Source organism: Streptococcus sp. 29892, from assembly GCF_032594935.1.
Classification (GTDB): domain Bacteria; phylum Bacillota; class Bacilli; order Lactobacillales; family Streptococcaceae; genus Streptococcus; species Streptococcus hyiners.
Genome location: NZ_CP118734.1, coordinates 1,176,904 through 1,191,266 on the forward strand (window position 1 = coordinate 1,176,904; position 14,363 = coordinate 1,191,266).

General features: G+C 43.4%; 16 protein-coding genes and 1 pseudogene. 2 read left to right on the forward strand and 15 right to left on the reverse strand.

Translation table 11 applies throughout. The features are described 5' to 3' along the window. Position 1: 1 nt before the first annotated feature. The 15 genes and pseudogenes from PW220_RS05905 to PW220_RS05975 form a co-directional block, all read right to left on the reverse strand. Complete coding sequence (locus tag PW220_RS05905) at positions 2–871, reverse strand: phosphate ABC transporter substrate-binding protein PstS (RefSeq protein ID WP_171998847.1); 870 nt, start codon at positions 869–871, stop codon at positions 2–4. Between the two features lie 137 nt (positions 872–1,008). Further along, positions 1,009–2,310, reverse strand: coding sequence for an RsmF rRNA methyltransferase first C-terminal domain-containing protein (locus PW220_RS05910; protein WP_248055187.1), 1,302 nt, complete (start codon positions 2,308–2,310; stop codon positions 1,009–1,011). Further along, a complete protein-coding gene (locus tag PW220_RS05915) occupies positions 2,310–3,068 on the reverse strand; it encodes an inositol monophosphatase family protein (protein WP_248055185.1) in 759 nt (252 codons plus the stop codon). The genes PW220_RS05910 and PW220_RS05915 overlap by 1 nt, the downstream gene beginning before the upstream one ends. Further along, positions 3,058–3,336, reverse strand: a complete 279-nt coding sequence (locus PW220_RS05920; RefSeq protein ID WP_105125428.1) for a UPF0223 family protein — start codon at positions 3,334–3,336, stop codon at positions 3,058–3,060. The genes PW220_RS05915 and PW220_RS05920 overlap by 11 nt, the downstream gene beginning before the upstream one ends. A 20-nt stretch (positions 3,337–3,356) precedes the next feature. Next, on the reverse strand, positions 3,357–3,758 hold the full coding sequence (locus PW220_RS05925) for a Spx/MgsR family RNA polymerase-binding regulatory protein (RefSeq protein WP_105125429.1): 402 nt from the start codon (positions 3,756–3,758) through the stop codon (positions 3,357–3,359). A gap of 73 nt (positions 3,759–3,831) precedes the next feature. Beyond that, complete coding sequence (locus PW220_RS05930) at positions 3,832–4,569, reverse strand: potassium channel family protein (RefSeq protein ID WP_248043482.1); 738 nt, start codon at positions 4,567–4,569, stop codon at positions 3,832–3,834. Further along, entirely contained in the window at positions 4,562–5,485 is a 924-nt protein-coding gene (locus PW220_RS05935) for a bifunctional riboflavin kinase/FAD synthetase (RefSeq protein ID WP_248055184.1), read from the reverse strand. Before PW220_RS05935 ends, PW220_RS05930 begins: the two co-directional genes overlap by 8 nt. Before the next feature lie 19 nt (positions 5,486–5,504). Next, a complete protein-coding gene (truB, locus tag PW220_RS05940) occupies positions 5,505–6,395 on the reverse strand; it encodes a tRNA pseudouridine(55) synthase TruB (protein ID WP_248055238.1) in 891 nt (296 codons plus the stop codon). 52 nt (positions 6,396–6,447) lie between these two features. Further along, on the reverse strand, positions 6,448–7,773 hold the full coding sequence (locus PW220_RS05945) for a DUF438 domain-containing protein (RefSeq protein WP_248055178.1): 1,326 nt from the start codon (positions 7,771–7,773) through the stop codon (positions 6,448–6,450). Next, the gene (locus PW220_RS05950) at positions 7,770–8,003 is read right to left on the reverse strand and encodes a DUF1858 domain-containing protein (RefSeq protein ID WP_029172144.1); all 234 of its coding nucleotides are present in this window, start codon (positions 8,001–8,003) and stop codon (positions 7,770–7,772) included. The genes PW220_RS05945 and PW220_RS05950 overlap by 4 nt, the downstream gene beginning before the upstream one ends. Continuing rightward, positions 8,000–8,611 (reverse strand): alpha/beta fold hydrolase, encoded by a 612-nt coding sequence (locus PW220_RS05955; protein WP_248055176.1) that lies wholly within the window; start codon positions 8,609–8,611, stop codon positions 8,000–8,002. The genes PW220_RS05950 and PW220_RS05955 overlap by 4 nt, the downstream gene beginning before the upstream one ends. Then, positions 8,608–9,381 carry an aminoglycoside adenylyltransferase domain-containing protein gene (locus PW220_RS05960; RefSeq protein WP_248055175.1) on the reverse strand — a complete coding sequence of 258 codons (774 nt, stop codon included), beginning with the start codon at positions 9,379–9,381 and terminating at the stop codon, positions 8,608–8,610. The genes PW220_RS05955 and PW220_RS05960 overlap by 4 nt, the downstream gene beginning before the upstream one ends. After that, positions 9,368–10,714, reverse strand: a complete 1,347-nt coding sequence (locus PW220_RS05965; protein WP_248055173.1) for a DUF2130 domain-containing protein — start codon at positions 10,712–10,714, stop codon at positions 9,368–9,370. Before PW220_RS05965 ends, PW220_RS05960 begins: the two co-directional genes overlap by 14 nt. A gap of 319 nt (positions 10,715–11,033) precedes the next feature. Then, a complete protein-coding gene (locus PW220_RS05970) occupies positions 11,034–11,501 on the reverse strand; it encodes an SRPBCC family protein (RefSeq protein ID WP_248055172.1) in 468 nt (155 codons plus the stop codon). 68 nt (positions 11,502–11,569) lie between these two features. Beyond that, positions 11,570–12,023, reverse strand: a pseudogene (locus PW220_RS05975) (GNAT family N-acetyltransferase). A gap of 197 nt (positions 12,024–12,220) precedes the next feature. Here PW220_RS05975 and PW220_RS05980 point away from each other — a divergent pair. Together PW220_RS05980 and pepT are read left to right on the forward strand one after the other, a co-directional pair. Further along, on the forward strand, positions 12,221–13,036 hold the full coding sequence (locus PW220_RS05980) for a Cof-type HAD-IIB family hydrolase (protein WP_248055170.1): 816 nt from the start codon (positions 12,221–12,223) through the stop codon (positions 13,034–13,036). Positions 13,037–13,045: 9 nt separating this feature from the next. After that, a complete protein-coding gene (pepT, locus tag PW220_RS05985) occupies positions 13,046–14,266 on the forward strand; it encodes a peptidase T (RefSeq protein WP_248055168.1) in 1,221 nt (406 codons plus the stop codon). Positions 14,267–14,363: the final 97 nt, after the last annotated feature.

Below are 14,363 nucleotides of genomic sequence, written 5' to 3' on the forward strand. Positions count from 1 at the left end.
CTTACTCCTTCTCTGTCACTGTGCCATCAGCACTCTTTTCAACCTTCATATCATTGATAGAGATATAGCCCATGCTTTCAACGATACCATCTTGAACCTCATCAGACATCATGTAGTCCAAGAATTCCTCCGTTAATTCAGTTGGCTCACCCTTGGTGTACATATGCTCATAAGACCAGATCGGCCAAGCATTGGTTGCCACGTTTTCTGCAATTGGCTCAGCACCGTTTAGCTTGATGGTTTTTACTGAGTCATCAAGATAAGCGAATGACAAGTAGGAAATAGCACCCGGTGTTTGAGCTACGATAGACTTGACCATCCCGTTTGAATCCTGCTCTTGGCTTTGTGCCGCTGTATGACCATCCATAATAATACTATCAAATGTGGCACGGGAACCAGAACTTGCCGCACGGTTAATGATAGAAATCTCCAAATCCTTGCCACCAAGCTCCTTCCAGTTGGTAATCTCACCAGTGAAAATCTTACGAAGATCTTCTGTAGTAATATCGTCAACTGTTACCTTTTCATTAACAATAACGGCTAGACCCGCAACGGCAACCTGATGGTCGACCAATTTGCTAGCATCGATACCATCCTTCTCTTCCGCAAACACGTCCGAGTTACCAATCTGAACAGCTCCAGACTGGACCTGGGACAGACCTGTACCTGATCCACCGCCCTGTACGTTAATAGATTTTCCGATATTGACACTACCGAATTCATCTGCTGCGGCTTCAACTAGAGGTTGAAGGGCTGTAGAACCGACTGCAGTAATAGACTCTCCACGGTCAATCCATGAGGAACAACCAGCAAGAGCTACACTACTCAAAAGAAACAAAGCTGCAATTCCAAGCTTCTGCTTTTTTTTCATTTCGTTTTTTCCTTTACATTTTTCAGTGGAATCTCCTTATGATTTCCTTGTATTTTACAAGGAATTTACAAGTTATTTCCACTCATCCACTATATCATATAAAAAGACAAGTTGCAAAAAAAATCTGCTTAATTCAACTAAAATCTCAAGCCCTTAGGAAAGGCATTTTTAAGGATACCAGAAACAATTTTCGCAAATCCTAGACCATTTCCCTGAACTGCTACTTGGTACCAACCATTAGGTAGGTCCTTAGAAACTGCAACAGTTTGTCCAGAAACATAGGCTGGAAAATCATCTAAGATGATGTCAACTCTATGCTTGACTTCTGAACTGTGAAGTGCCAAACCCAAGGCGAAACTAGGTTCAAAGCGCTTCTTCTTGAAAGTGCCTAAATGAAGTCCATTCCGTGCAATCTTAACTTTAGACAAATCTGGCAATCCATCAGGCAAGAGATAGAGATTATCTCCAAAAACCTGTAACAAACCGGACAATTGAACAGCTAAATGCTTCTGCTCAAATTCTTTCCAGAGAGCTTGTTGTTCTCTATTTAAGTTTGATTTTCCTGGCTTCATTTTTTTCTGCTTGGCTTCACCTCTATATCTAAACTTGGCTACAAACTGCCCCTCTCCTGCAAAATGATGGGGATACATGCGAGCCGTTTGAGGATAGCCAATCCCTTCCGCCATGCCATTGATTTTGGGAATATCAATCAACTCTAGCTCATAATTCTCCAATAGCCAAGCGGCGATTTCTTCATTTTCCTCAGGTGACCAAGTACAGGTCGAGTAAATCAATTTTCCACCTGGCGCTAACATATCCAAGGCAGATCCTAAAATCTCTCTCTGCAGACTTGCACACTGGGCTGGATAGTCTTTGGACCAGTACTGAATGGCCGCAGGATCCTTTCTGAACATACCTTCACCAGAACAAGGAGCATCTAAAACAATCATGTCAAAATAGGCTGGAAAGACCTTGGCCAAGCGGTCGGCAGACTCATTGGTCACGACTACATTTCTTGCTCCAAACCGTTCAATGTTTTCAGCCAATATTTTTGCCCGTTTGCTTGAAATTTCATTACTCACTAGCAGTCCGGTATTGTCCAGATAAGAAAGCAGGTGGGTTGATTTTCCACCCGGTGCAGCAGCCAGATCCAAGACCTTCATTCCCTTTTCAGGACTGGCAACCTGTCCGACAACTTGGGCAGCTGGTTCTTGTGAATAGACCAAACCAGTCACGTGTTCTGGCGATTTTCCTGAAACCTTTCCATAATAGGACCAAGGCATATCTGGAATTGGTTGGTCAAAAGTGACTTGATGTTCCTTCAAGGGATTTGTCCGAAAACCTGAAATAGCTGGCTCATCAAAACTCTCAAAAAATGCTTGGGCTTCTGGACCAAGCAAATCACTATATTTATCAATAAAATCCTGTGGTAATTGCATTAGAATAAATACCTCTTCACTTCCTCTAAGTGTTGATTGGCAACGAGGACAACATGTTCTCTCTTATCAAATGAAGGGACTTCTGCTTCCAAACTCAGCAAACTAAATCCCAATCCTTGACCTAAGATACTAGCTGCGGCATAATCCCATGGATACAAATAGGAAGCGTAGGCAAATAACCTTCCTTCTAAAACATGGGTGAAACCAATACCTGCACTGCCAACTGACCGTGTGCCTAATGTTTGATTTGCTAAATCAGCCAAACCATGTTGATTGGCTGCGTAGAGTTGAGCATTCAAGCCCATCAGACTTTGCTGGAGGGGAGCAAATGTCTGTTGCTTTAACGGCTTCTCATTGCAACATACTAGAAAGTTTCCACCTCCGTGAAACAACTTGTCCTGTATCACATCATAAATCAGACCAAACTGTCCAACTCCGTTTTCAAAATAGGCGACCATAATGGCAAAATCATTTTTCTGTGCAATAAAATTGCTAGTTCCATCAATCGGATCGATGACCCATACATTTCCCTGTGAAATAGAACTGACGTCGCCACCTTCTTCACCAAAAATGAAGTCATTGGGATAATTTGTTTTAAGTTTATTAGTAAGATAATCTTGAACTTCCTTGTCCAAGTGGGTTACCAAATCCCTGGCACTAGCCTTTTCTTCAATTTCCAATTGATCATCTAAATGCTGACGTAAGAAATCACCCGCAGCCAAAACAAGTGATTGGGCTAAGCGATACTTAGTTTCCAAGACGGACAACCCCTTTCCCTTTCTCCTTGGCAACCTTGACAACTTGATAGGTAGAATAACCAGATACTTCTTCAAATTCTCGATCAATCTGGCGCTCCTGCCCCTTACTCTTTACAACATCCTTAAATTCTTTATAGCTGGTAAGGATAGCACTTGCATCCGCACCTTTTTCATAGGCTGCCTCCACCTGATTTAAAAAAGAAAGCACGGAGGAAATCTCCTCTGTGCTCCACGAAAAATCAAGTGGATATGAATAATTTTTGTTCATATCTTCTAAATCTATCTTTCTTATCCGATTTCTGCCCTCAATGTAGCATTTTTTAGTTCTTGTTTGCGGTATTTGCGTGGTAAGAATGCACGAATTTCATCCTCATTGAAACCGATTTGCATCCGTTTCTCGTCCAAAATAATGGGACGGCGCAAAAGACTTGGGTAAAGCTCAATCAGCTCAATCAACTGTTTAATGGACAACTCATCTACATCAACATTCAGCTTTTGAAAAACCTTGGAACGAGTAGAAATCAAATCATCTGTTCCATTTTCAGTCAAAGCCAATATCTTTTTCAGTTCATCCGCCGTCAAAGGGCTGGTCATGATATTGTGTTCAACAAAAGGGACTTCGTGACTGGTCAACCAAGCACGCGCCTTACGGCAACTGGTACAACTCGGTGATAAAAATAACGTAATCATCCACTAATCCCCCCTTCTACATTATCCTACAAGTCTATTATAATGCATTTTAGCTCAGTTTTCAATAGGAATTTTAGTCTAATTCTCTTAATTTTTCTAAAGCTTCTATTTTAGCTTCTAATCGCTTGATTATCTCTGTTTGTTCATCCATTTTTGAAAGCAATAAATCCAACTTGGTTTCTTTTTCTGTTTCAGAGAAAAAGCGGGTAATGGTCGAAGTCACCATACCAAAGGTACTAATTCCGACCAACATCAAGAGGATGGCGATCACTTTGGAAATGGTATCTTGAGGAACAATATCCCCATAACCCACGGTTGTCATGGTAACGATAGACCACCAAACTGCGTCAAAAAAGGATTTGCCTTCAATGGCTGATAACAGGACGCTAGCAGTCAAAACGGCCGAAACATTTAACATCAAGACTTTGGACAAACTGTTTGTATGTAAGAGCCTGTTAACCGTATTCCAAAAACGATTGGAAAGGGCAAAAATGCGAGCCACCTTGACCAACCTAAATAGCCGAGCCAAACGCCCCAAACGAAGAAAACTAAAGACGGAATCGAAAGGAATAATCGCAATCAATTCTAAAATATGGGTTTGAATGTAGTCTATACTATCATCTGCATAATAGAGGTTGACAAAGTAGTCACAGACGAAGATAAACCAAAGTAGCCAGTCTAAGGCGTTATAGCCAGCCGAACTTGCAATACTGGCATCTATCAGCTCAAGAATAATCAAAAAAACATAAACGATAGCTAGATAGGTCATCCCTTTTTCATATCGGGGATCTTGAATTATTCTTTTAATCATTTTTCCCCCATTGCAGAGCGAATACTTCATCCAACTTCATCTGTTCCATTAGGCTATCAATCCCATCAAATTTGACCATGTCGCGAATTTTTTCGAGCCAGAAAATAGTGATTTTTTCACCGTAAATAAAGCGGTCAAATCCAAAAATATGGGCCTCAATCCGCATTTCTGTTCCGTCAAAAGTGACATTTTTCCCAACGCTTGTCATGGCACGATAGCGTCTGCCATCCACTTCAACATCGGCTACATAGACCCCTTCTGATGGCAAATGTACTCGGTCAAATGGAGCCAGATTTGCTGTAGGATAGCCAATTGTGCGGCCTCTGGCATCTCCATGCACCACAATTCCTTCCGTCATAAAAGTATAGCCTAACAGACGATTGGCTAATGCAACATTTCCTGCTTGAATGGCTTGTCTGATACGGGTAGACGATACCTTTTCTCCATCTAGACAGACTTCTTCTACGATTTCAACCTGCCCATCAAATAGACTGGTCAAATCCTGGACATCTGCTCTGCAATTGCCGAAATGATAATCAAAACCAGCCACCAAGACCTGGGCATTAAGACCTCTTATGTAGCGGTCCAAAAACTGCTGTGGAGTATTGGTGGCAAATTCACTGGTAAAGTTTGTCAAAACCAGCTGATCCACACCGTATGTTTCTAGGAGGCGATAGCGTTCCTCTTGACTGGTCAAATGAAGCAAGAGCTCTGGAGCGAAACGAGCAAAGGCAAGGCGAGGGGACTCTGGAAAGGTCAGTACGGTCACCGACAAACCCTTTTCATCCGCCACCTTCCTAGCTCGGTCCAGGAGTGCCTTGTGCCCCAGATGAATGCCATCAAAATAACCTAGAACCAAAACAGTCGGCTCTTCCTGATGGAGTTCTTGATAATTTTTAATCGTTCTAATCTTCATAGTGTTTATTTTATCACAACTAGGCTAAAACTTCTTCAAGAAAAACCTTGCGAGGCTTATAGACTTGGTCACGTTTTTCTAGGATAGCCACCAGTTTCTCCTTATGAAAACCTGCCAACAAATTCGCCTGACTATCTAAGCTTATAAAACGACCAAATCTGGCATCAATAACTTGCTCAATCGTCAAATCAACAATAGGCAAATCACCAATTCCTTGTTCAATGGGACGAAGGAAGGAATAGTCAGCTTGAGCTACCTTGTCAGCAATTTCCTCGATTGTCAGGGCGTCAGCCAGGCTCATACCAGCTGAACCTGTCCGCTCCAGCTTAGACATATGGCTGGCATAGCCTAGTTTAGCTCCCAAGTCAACAGATAGGGTACGGACATAGGTTCCCTTGCCACAGCGAACTCGAAAGGTAAAACGGGCACAGTCATCTGCTAACTCAATCGGGCTGGTTCTCTCAAAACTGTATATGTCAATTTGGCGTTGAGGACGTTCGACTTCTTCACCCGCTCGTGCGTATTCGTAGAGTTTGCGGCCATTTACTTTGACGGCAGAGTACATGGGTGGAATTTGGGTAATGGTCCCTACAAAGCTAGCCATGGCCTCATCAACTGCCTGCTCTGCTATGTCCAAAACCGGTGTCCGCTCGACGATATCGCCCGAAGCATCTTCTGTCGTGGTTGAGTAGCCGAGGGTAATCTCCCCCTCGTAAATCTTGCCCTCTTCCTGCATATACTCAATCATGCGCGTGGCCTTGCCGACTGCGATGGGCAGAACGCCTGTCACATCTGGGTCCAAGGTTCCACCGTGACCAATCTTTTTCTCCTGCAAAATCTTGCGGAGCTTAAAAACAACATCATGCGAGGTCATCCCCGCCTCTTTTTTTACATTAATAATTCCTGAAATCATGTTTTCATTATAACACAAAGGACCGCTCTTGTGGGCGGTCCTGTATGATTTAGATATCCCGATGAAAATCGCTATCAATCTCAAAAAATGGTTGAATATCCTGGACATATTCCAAAACGCCTTGAAATTCTCCTTGGTCATCACGCACCGCCTTATAGACCACATAGACAAACTTGCCCATTCTCTCGGACTTGAACCACATGGTAACCTGGTCTTTTTGCCCTGTGCGGAGCAATTCAAAAATCTTCTTGACCTTGTCTACTATTTTGGGAGGATGGCAGAGCTCCACATGGCGTCCAATCTGACTGGGCGTTCGTTTGAAAATCATGTCTTCGACAGGGTGGCTGTCATTGTAATATTGGAAAATGTCATCCTTGTTGACAAAGGTTAATTCCAGCGGTAAATGATTGAGAATAAGATTGGCCTGCTCAACAGATAAATAACCGTTGCCGAAGGTCTGCGGACTGGTTCTGTCCTGAACAGTTTCTGACTTTTCCTTGGGTGTGAAGGTAATGGTAAACTGGCCTTCTGGCGTGTCGATAATCTGCTGGTTTGGGCTAGCTGGCTGCGGAGAAATGCTATCTGCGGCCTGCTCTGCTATTTCTCCAAAAACCTCCCGATGAGGCACCCACTTGGCTGTCGGCTTAACAATGGCGTAGCCGTAAGCGTCGCTGTCTGCTGCCACTTGGAGCCAGTCGTCCTGGGTGAAAATCTCCAGCAAAATCATGAGAAGTATGGCCTCTTCCTTGAACATCATCTCTTCAAATTCCTTGGCAAATGTTTCAAAATGGGCTTTTATTGCTGCTAGGTCGCCTGTTGCAAGGGTTTTGCGAGCCGTTTTGAAGAGGTCCCGAATCTCATCGTCCACACCCCACATGACCTTGGGCGGTGCATCATGACCGTAGCGCTCCATAATGGGAAAGAAGACTTTTTCCTTGCGGGTATAGTGGTTTTCAAACTGCCCCAAGAGGTCAAACTGGCGAGTCAGACCTTGCAGGAGCTGGTCTTGCAGTTCCGCATCCTCTGTCTGCTCATACTGGTCGAGGATACGACGGATGCGTAAAAGAGCCGCCCGCAGTGCTAGGTTTTCCTGCTTGAAGACATAGACAGGGTGCCCTTCCTGGTCTATATCCGCCACTTCCACATCTGCAATGGCTCCCTTGAAGAGGTTGGCGTGGATATTGCAAAGGCTCATGACGTCTTCAAAAGTGATGCCCGTATCACTGGACATGAGTTCATGCTCCATCATGGAGATTTCCAAAGCAGAAACTCCCGTGAAATGCTGATTAAACTGGTCCTGAACAGACTCTGGACTGGCACCATTGTGCAGGTCCAAGAGAATATTCTTTAAAATGTCAATCCGTTGTTCCATCATGCTTCTCCTCCTATTACCTCATAACCGTTGCATTCCAAGACCTGTTGAATACGGTCTAACGGAATCTTGGTCATCTTGGAGCCTGTCTTAAGACTGGTCACCTTACCAACTGTGTTGAGCATAGCTGGATTTGCCAAGGGCTTGAAACCAAGCTCCACCAGTATCTCCTTGACTTCTGGGTGCTGATTGATAATCTCTGCCACAGGCAGATTTAGGTCGATGGTGTTCATGAAAAGTACCTCTCTAGAAATTGCTTGATGGCTTGAGCCAATTCCGCTGGTTTATGAACATTTAATTCATGCCCTCCATCTTCGATGATAACAAGCTCAGCCTGTGGTATTAATTTGTTCAGTTCATGTGCAGGTTTCAGATTGGGTTTGTCCGTTGAGCCACAGATTAGCAAGGTGGGCCGACTGAGTTGACTAATTTCTTTCCTTAAATCAAGCTGACGCATGCTTTTCTGCAATTCTAACAACTGAGCCTTATCTAGTCCTTGTTTATTGTAAAAAGACTTGGGAAGCAAGGACATAATCGCGATTTGAAAACCAAACAACCAATTCCCCTCTAAGCGATACTGGGCCCCTGAAACAACCAGCCCTCGGCACTTAGGCAAGTGATTGGCTAGTGACAAAGCTAGAACACCACCTAGCGACAATCCAAAAAGTACAAAAGGACTGCTTTCCTGTTGCAACCTGTTCCGTAATTGACTGCAAAGGTGTTCAAAATTCTTTGCCTTTGGCAATTCCAATACATCGACCTCAACATCGGTCAAAGAGTTTTTCAAGTCATCGTAACTGGCCACAGTCTGACCTAGACCATGTAAAATAATGAGTTTCATCTGATTTTCTCCCGTATTTGCCTCATCTGCTCTTCCACAAATCGTTTTGCTAACTGCCTATCAATTACTGCCTCTAATCGTTCTCCCTTGTAAACTGCTAAAGTATCTTCTAGCAGAGTTTGGTACATAGGATGACAAACTGTGAGCACCCACTCCCCACTTTCTCTTTTTGATAGAATAATATTCTCATCAAGGTAGGCTAGCGTTCGACAAAGATTTAGTACCGCGTCAACAGGTCGTTCCAAGACTTTATTCTCGTAATCTTGAATGTCAAACCAAATACTGTCTAAGTAATCTTCTCGCCTTGGTTCTTCAAACAGTTGTTGTATATCTGGACCACATAAATTAATTCCTCTATGCCAGATAACCATAATATGTGCAGTTAAATCTTCGTCCCTTCCCTGCATATTATCACAATATTTTTCTATATTATCATGGATAGCCTGAATATGCATATTTGAAAAATGCAGTTCATATGGGACAGGATAATCACATGGTTTAAGACAACTTTTCAATACAATACTCATCTCCAACCCTTTAGGAGGAGCTTGGGGCAACAAAGTATAAAGAGATTGAATTATTCTTATTTTTTCTATCTGTGTTAAGGAATGTTCAACAACTACTAAAAAATCTACATCACTATTCTCCCAGATAAAGCTACCTGTTGCAAGAGAACCATGCAGATAGATACCAAGTAAATTCTCTCCTAATTCATTTTGGAATATGATACAAATTTCATTCAGTAATTCTTGAATATCATTCTTTCTCATCTTTCAACGCCTCAAACTTGGCCTTCATCGTTGGGTTATTGCGAGTGAGTTTTTTGACAGAAACGTCTTCCAGCTTGTTATTAGCCAGTCGGAGCTGGTTTTCGCTGGTAGTCAAGGCTGCCTTGACCGCCTCCATTCGCTTGATGGCCTTGTCGATTTCATCAATAGCCTTTTTGAAATTGGAGCTGGCTGACTGGTAGTTCTTAGCAAAGGCTGTTTTGAAGGTCGCCAAATCTTCTTCAAAATGGGTAATGTCGATATGCTGTTCTCTGACCAATGCCAACTCCTGCTTGTACTTCAAACTGTTGAGCGCAGCATTTCGCAAAAGCCCTATCAACTGAATAAAGAACTGGGGACGAACCACATACATCTTCTCGTACTTGTGGCTGACATCCACGATACCCGTGTTGTAGTAGTCGTTGTCCGCCTCCAACATGGTCACCAAAACAGCATACTCGCAGTCCTTCTCCCGACGGTCCTTATCCAGTTCCTTGAAAAAGTCCTCGTTCTTGTGCTTCTTGACCGTATCGTCCGCCTCGTTCTTCATCTCAAACATAATGGAGATGATTTCCACCCCATTCTCGTCCAGCTCCCGATAAATGTAATCGCCCTTGGAACCACGCGCCGACACCTGATTATCCTTCTCAAAGTAGGCATTGGGAAAGGCCAACTGCCGTACCTTATTAAACTCCGCCTCAGCATAGAGCTCCAAACTCTCGCCGATCGCCTTGGTCGATTGCTGGGCCTTGAAATTTTTGTAAAATTCCACCTGCTCGTCCGCCGCCTTGAGCCGCACCTCGTACTCCTGACGGGTGGTCGCCAGAGCCAATTCCTGCTTCTGCTCCTGCATAGCCAAAGCATTCTGAGCCGCGTCACGCTCCTTCTCCACCTGAGCCACCGCCTGCTGCAACTCCAAGTCCTTGGCTAGCTCGACTTGCCCCAATTGAGCCTTGAGTTCTTGGATTTCTTGGTCTTTTTTGGAAATAGCAGAGCTGATTTCAAATTCTGTCTGACTAGCCAACTTGTCCAACCTTGCAGTCAGTTCAAGGATTTCCTTGTCCTTTTGGGACATAGCAGAGCTGATTTCAAATTCTGTCTGACTAGCTAGTTTGTCCAAGCGTGCAGTCAGATCAAGAATTTCCTTGTCCTTGTCACCCAGTTTGGCCTGTAAATCATTTTCAGCCTTCTGGGACAATAATTCCCGTTCCCGCTCCAAGCGGTCGTGGATTTCCTTATCAAACTCCGCACCACGTACCTGGGCCAAAAGTTGACTGTATTCTGTTTCATTGACCGTAAAAACGGTAGCGCAATGAGGGCAAGTAATATTGTGCATAATTTTTCCTTTCATCAATCAAGCAACAACAGTTGCAACTATTTCCTCTTCCTGCGAACAAGATAGAAAATCAGTTCATATGTGACATATACAAAGCCAAGTATCCACAAAAAGTAAAAGAAGCGAGGGATATTCCGTGGATCGATAAAAAATAAGCGATAAAAAACGTAGATAGTCAAAGCTAGTATCCACCGCCAGCCCCAAGTCATTTTTCTCTTTATGAACCACTCCAACCAATCCTCACCTGAATTGTAACGTGTTTCATAATATTCTTCTCGTATTTGAGCCCACCATCTCTTCATTTGATACACCTCATTTTCTACAACTTCAATTCCTTTTCTAAGAAAGCCAACCATTTTTCCTGTAATGGTTGACCTGCAGGCAGATCATGACCTTCTAAGAGGTTTTTGATACATTCATTCTGCACCAACCAACCTGTCATATCTTTTTTGGCATCCGCATAGTCATTGCCAAAATCAACTGGGATTTCTTCCTCAAAGACAATCAACGTTCCTTGCTCCTGCTGGCTCAAGCTGAAAGAAACTTTGGCAGAGTCCCATGTGTAAGCAATTTTTTCCTGTGGTTGATAGGCTAATAAATCCATGGTTTCACGAAAGTCTTCCATTTCAAATATCAACTTGTCACCCTCAACCCTCAACTGAGGAAACCAGCGAGCAAAGCCACTATCCGTCGCCAACAAATCCCATGCCTCCGCCAAATTAGCTGGAACAGAATAGCAAATGCTGAGCAGGTAGTGCCCCGCCTCTTTCTTCACACTAATCTTCATATCATGCTCCTATTCTATCCTTCTATTATACCAAAAAACACCGGTCTATAACCGATGTTCTCCATTGTCTATAATTTTTTAATCATCAGCAAGCAGGGATTCCATTCATCCCAGAGGGTCGGAAATACCTCTAACTTGACAAAACCACAGGATTTATAAAAAGCAATGGTCTGGTCGTATTCCTTATAATGCCCTTCATCCACTGTCTTGACTTGCAAGTAGGCATAGTCCTTCCGAGCCTCTTCCTCCAAGGCTTGCATGAGCAAACGTCCAATTCCCTGGCGATGATAGGCTTTCTTGATGCCCATACAATGAACATCTCCGCAAGCCTCCGAAGAATTAGTCAGGGTCACAAAACCAACAGCTTCATCAGCATCATAGGCAGCCCAGCGGCAAGGCAGAACCATCTTGAATGTAAGCTCTGGTACTCTCAGGCAAACCAAACCATTCTGGCAAGTCCGCTAACACCTCCTCGATAATCCTTGCCTTGTCAGCGACAGTTGATACAGTTACAATCTTCATTTTTACTCCTTTTGGGAGATTAGTTTCTGATAACCTCCCCTTGATTCATTTTTTCTACAGCAATTCTATTTTTTAATACTTTCATCTCAATCGCCTCCTTTCTATTTTGTTCTATTATATAGCATTTCTTTTAGTATTTCAATCCGTCCTCTCCCGATTTGTGCTATACTAGATGTATTGGAAACAAGGAGGAATATATGATTAAATTACTCGCCCTTGATATGGACGGAACGCTCTTAAATGAGGAAAAAGAACTGATGCAACCACAGATTGATGCTATTCATAAGGCTGTAGAGGCTGGTGTAACTGTCGTTCTCTGTACAGGTCGGCCCTTGGTTGGCGTCAAACCCTTTGTTCAACAATTAGGATTTGATACTGAAGACGAATACATCATTGTTAACAATGGTTGTTCAACGCATTCAACAAAGGATTGGGCACTGATTGACTGGGAAGAACTGTCTATTGCTGATATTGACTATCTTGCTACTTTTATTGAGAATGACCATGTACAGATTTCCCTCTTCGATGAGGAAGACTATTTCGTTCTTGCGGAAAAAGCCAATGACCGAGTGAACTTGGATGCTAGTTTAGTCGGTATGACACCGCAGCCAATTGACTTGGACGAGGCAACGTCTGGTAAACACCGCTTCTTTGAAGCCATGTTTGTCGGTGAAAAAGAGCATATCGATATCTTTGAAAACCAACATAACTCTGTACTCAGTCAGAAATACTCCACCGTTCGTTCACAAGACTATCTCTTGGAAATTTTACCAAACGGTGCCAGCAAGGCAACTGGTTTGAAAAAACTGGCAGACCACCTCGGTATCCTCCCAGAAGAAATCATGGCTATGGGAGATGCCAACAACGACCTTGAAATGATTGAATTTGCTGGTTTGGGAATTGCCATGGGCAACGCCAACGAGCAGGTCAAGGCTATCGCCCAAGACATCACGGATACCAATGAGAACAACGGCGTTGCCAAGGCCATTGAAAAACATATTTTGAACAAATAAGGAGATACTATGAAATACCCAACACTCTTAGACCGTTTTTTAGTCTATGTAAAAGAAAATACCCGCTCAGATGAACACTCAACCACCACACCTTCTACTCAGAACCAAGTTGAGTTCGCACAGAACATCCTCTTGCCTGAAATGGAACGGATTGGCTTGCAGAATGTTCACTACCTGCCAAATGGTTTTGCGGTGGGAACACTCCCTGCCAACGACCCGAGTTTGACACGCAAGATTGGTTTTATCGCCCATATGGATACGGCTGATTTCAACGCAGAAGGTGTCAATCCGCAAATCATCGAAAACTACGACGGCAATCCAATTGCTTTGGGAACTTCTGGCTATGAATTGCATCCAAAAGACTTCCCACAACTGGCTAACTACCACGGTCAAACCCTGATTACGACAGATGGTACGACCTTGCTAGGTTCTGATGACAAGTCCGGAATTGCAGAAATCATGACGGCTATCGAGTACCTAGTCCAAAATCCCGACATCAAACATTGCGAAATCCGTGTCGGTTTTGGTCCTGACGAAGAAATCGGTGTCGGTGCAGACAAGTTTGATGTGGAAGACTTTGATGTGGACTTTGCCTACACCATGGACGGTGGACCTCTTGGCGAACTCCAGTACGAAACCTTCTCAGCAGCTGGTGCCAAAATTGACTTCCTTGGACGCAATGTCCACCCTGGTTCTGCTAAAGACCAGATGATTAACGCCTTCCAGATGGCTATTGATTTCCACAATGCTCTTCCTGAAGCAGACCGTCCTGAAAAAACTGAAGGTTACGAAGGTTTCTTCCATTTGATGAACATGGAAGGGAGTGTCGATACTGCTTCTACCACCTACATCATCCGTGACTTCGAGGAAGCAGACTTCCAAGCCCGCAAACAGCTCATGCTGGACATTGCAGAAAAGATGAATGCCAACTTTGATACGCCACGTGTCATTGTCAACTTACATGACCAGTACTACAACATGAAGAAAATCATCGAAAAAGACATGACCCCAATCAACATTGCCAAGGACGTCATGGAAAATCTGGATATCAAGCCACTGATTGAGCCAGTTCGCGGAGGAACTGACGGCTCTAAGATTTCCTTCATGGGCATTCCAACGCCAAACATCTTCGCTGGTGGTGAAAACATGCACGGCCGCTTCGAGTTCGTCAGCCTGCAAACCATGGAAAAAGCTGTTGATGTGATTTTAGGTATTGTAGCTTACAAATAAAAAAGAAAAGTAGGTTTTCTGAAAAAATCTACTTTTTTTGAAAATTGTTCGACATAACTATTGTATTATTTAAATAATACTGCTATAATAGAACCAT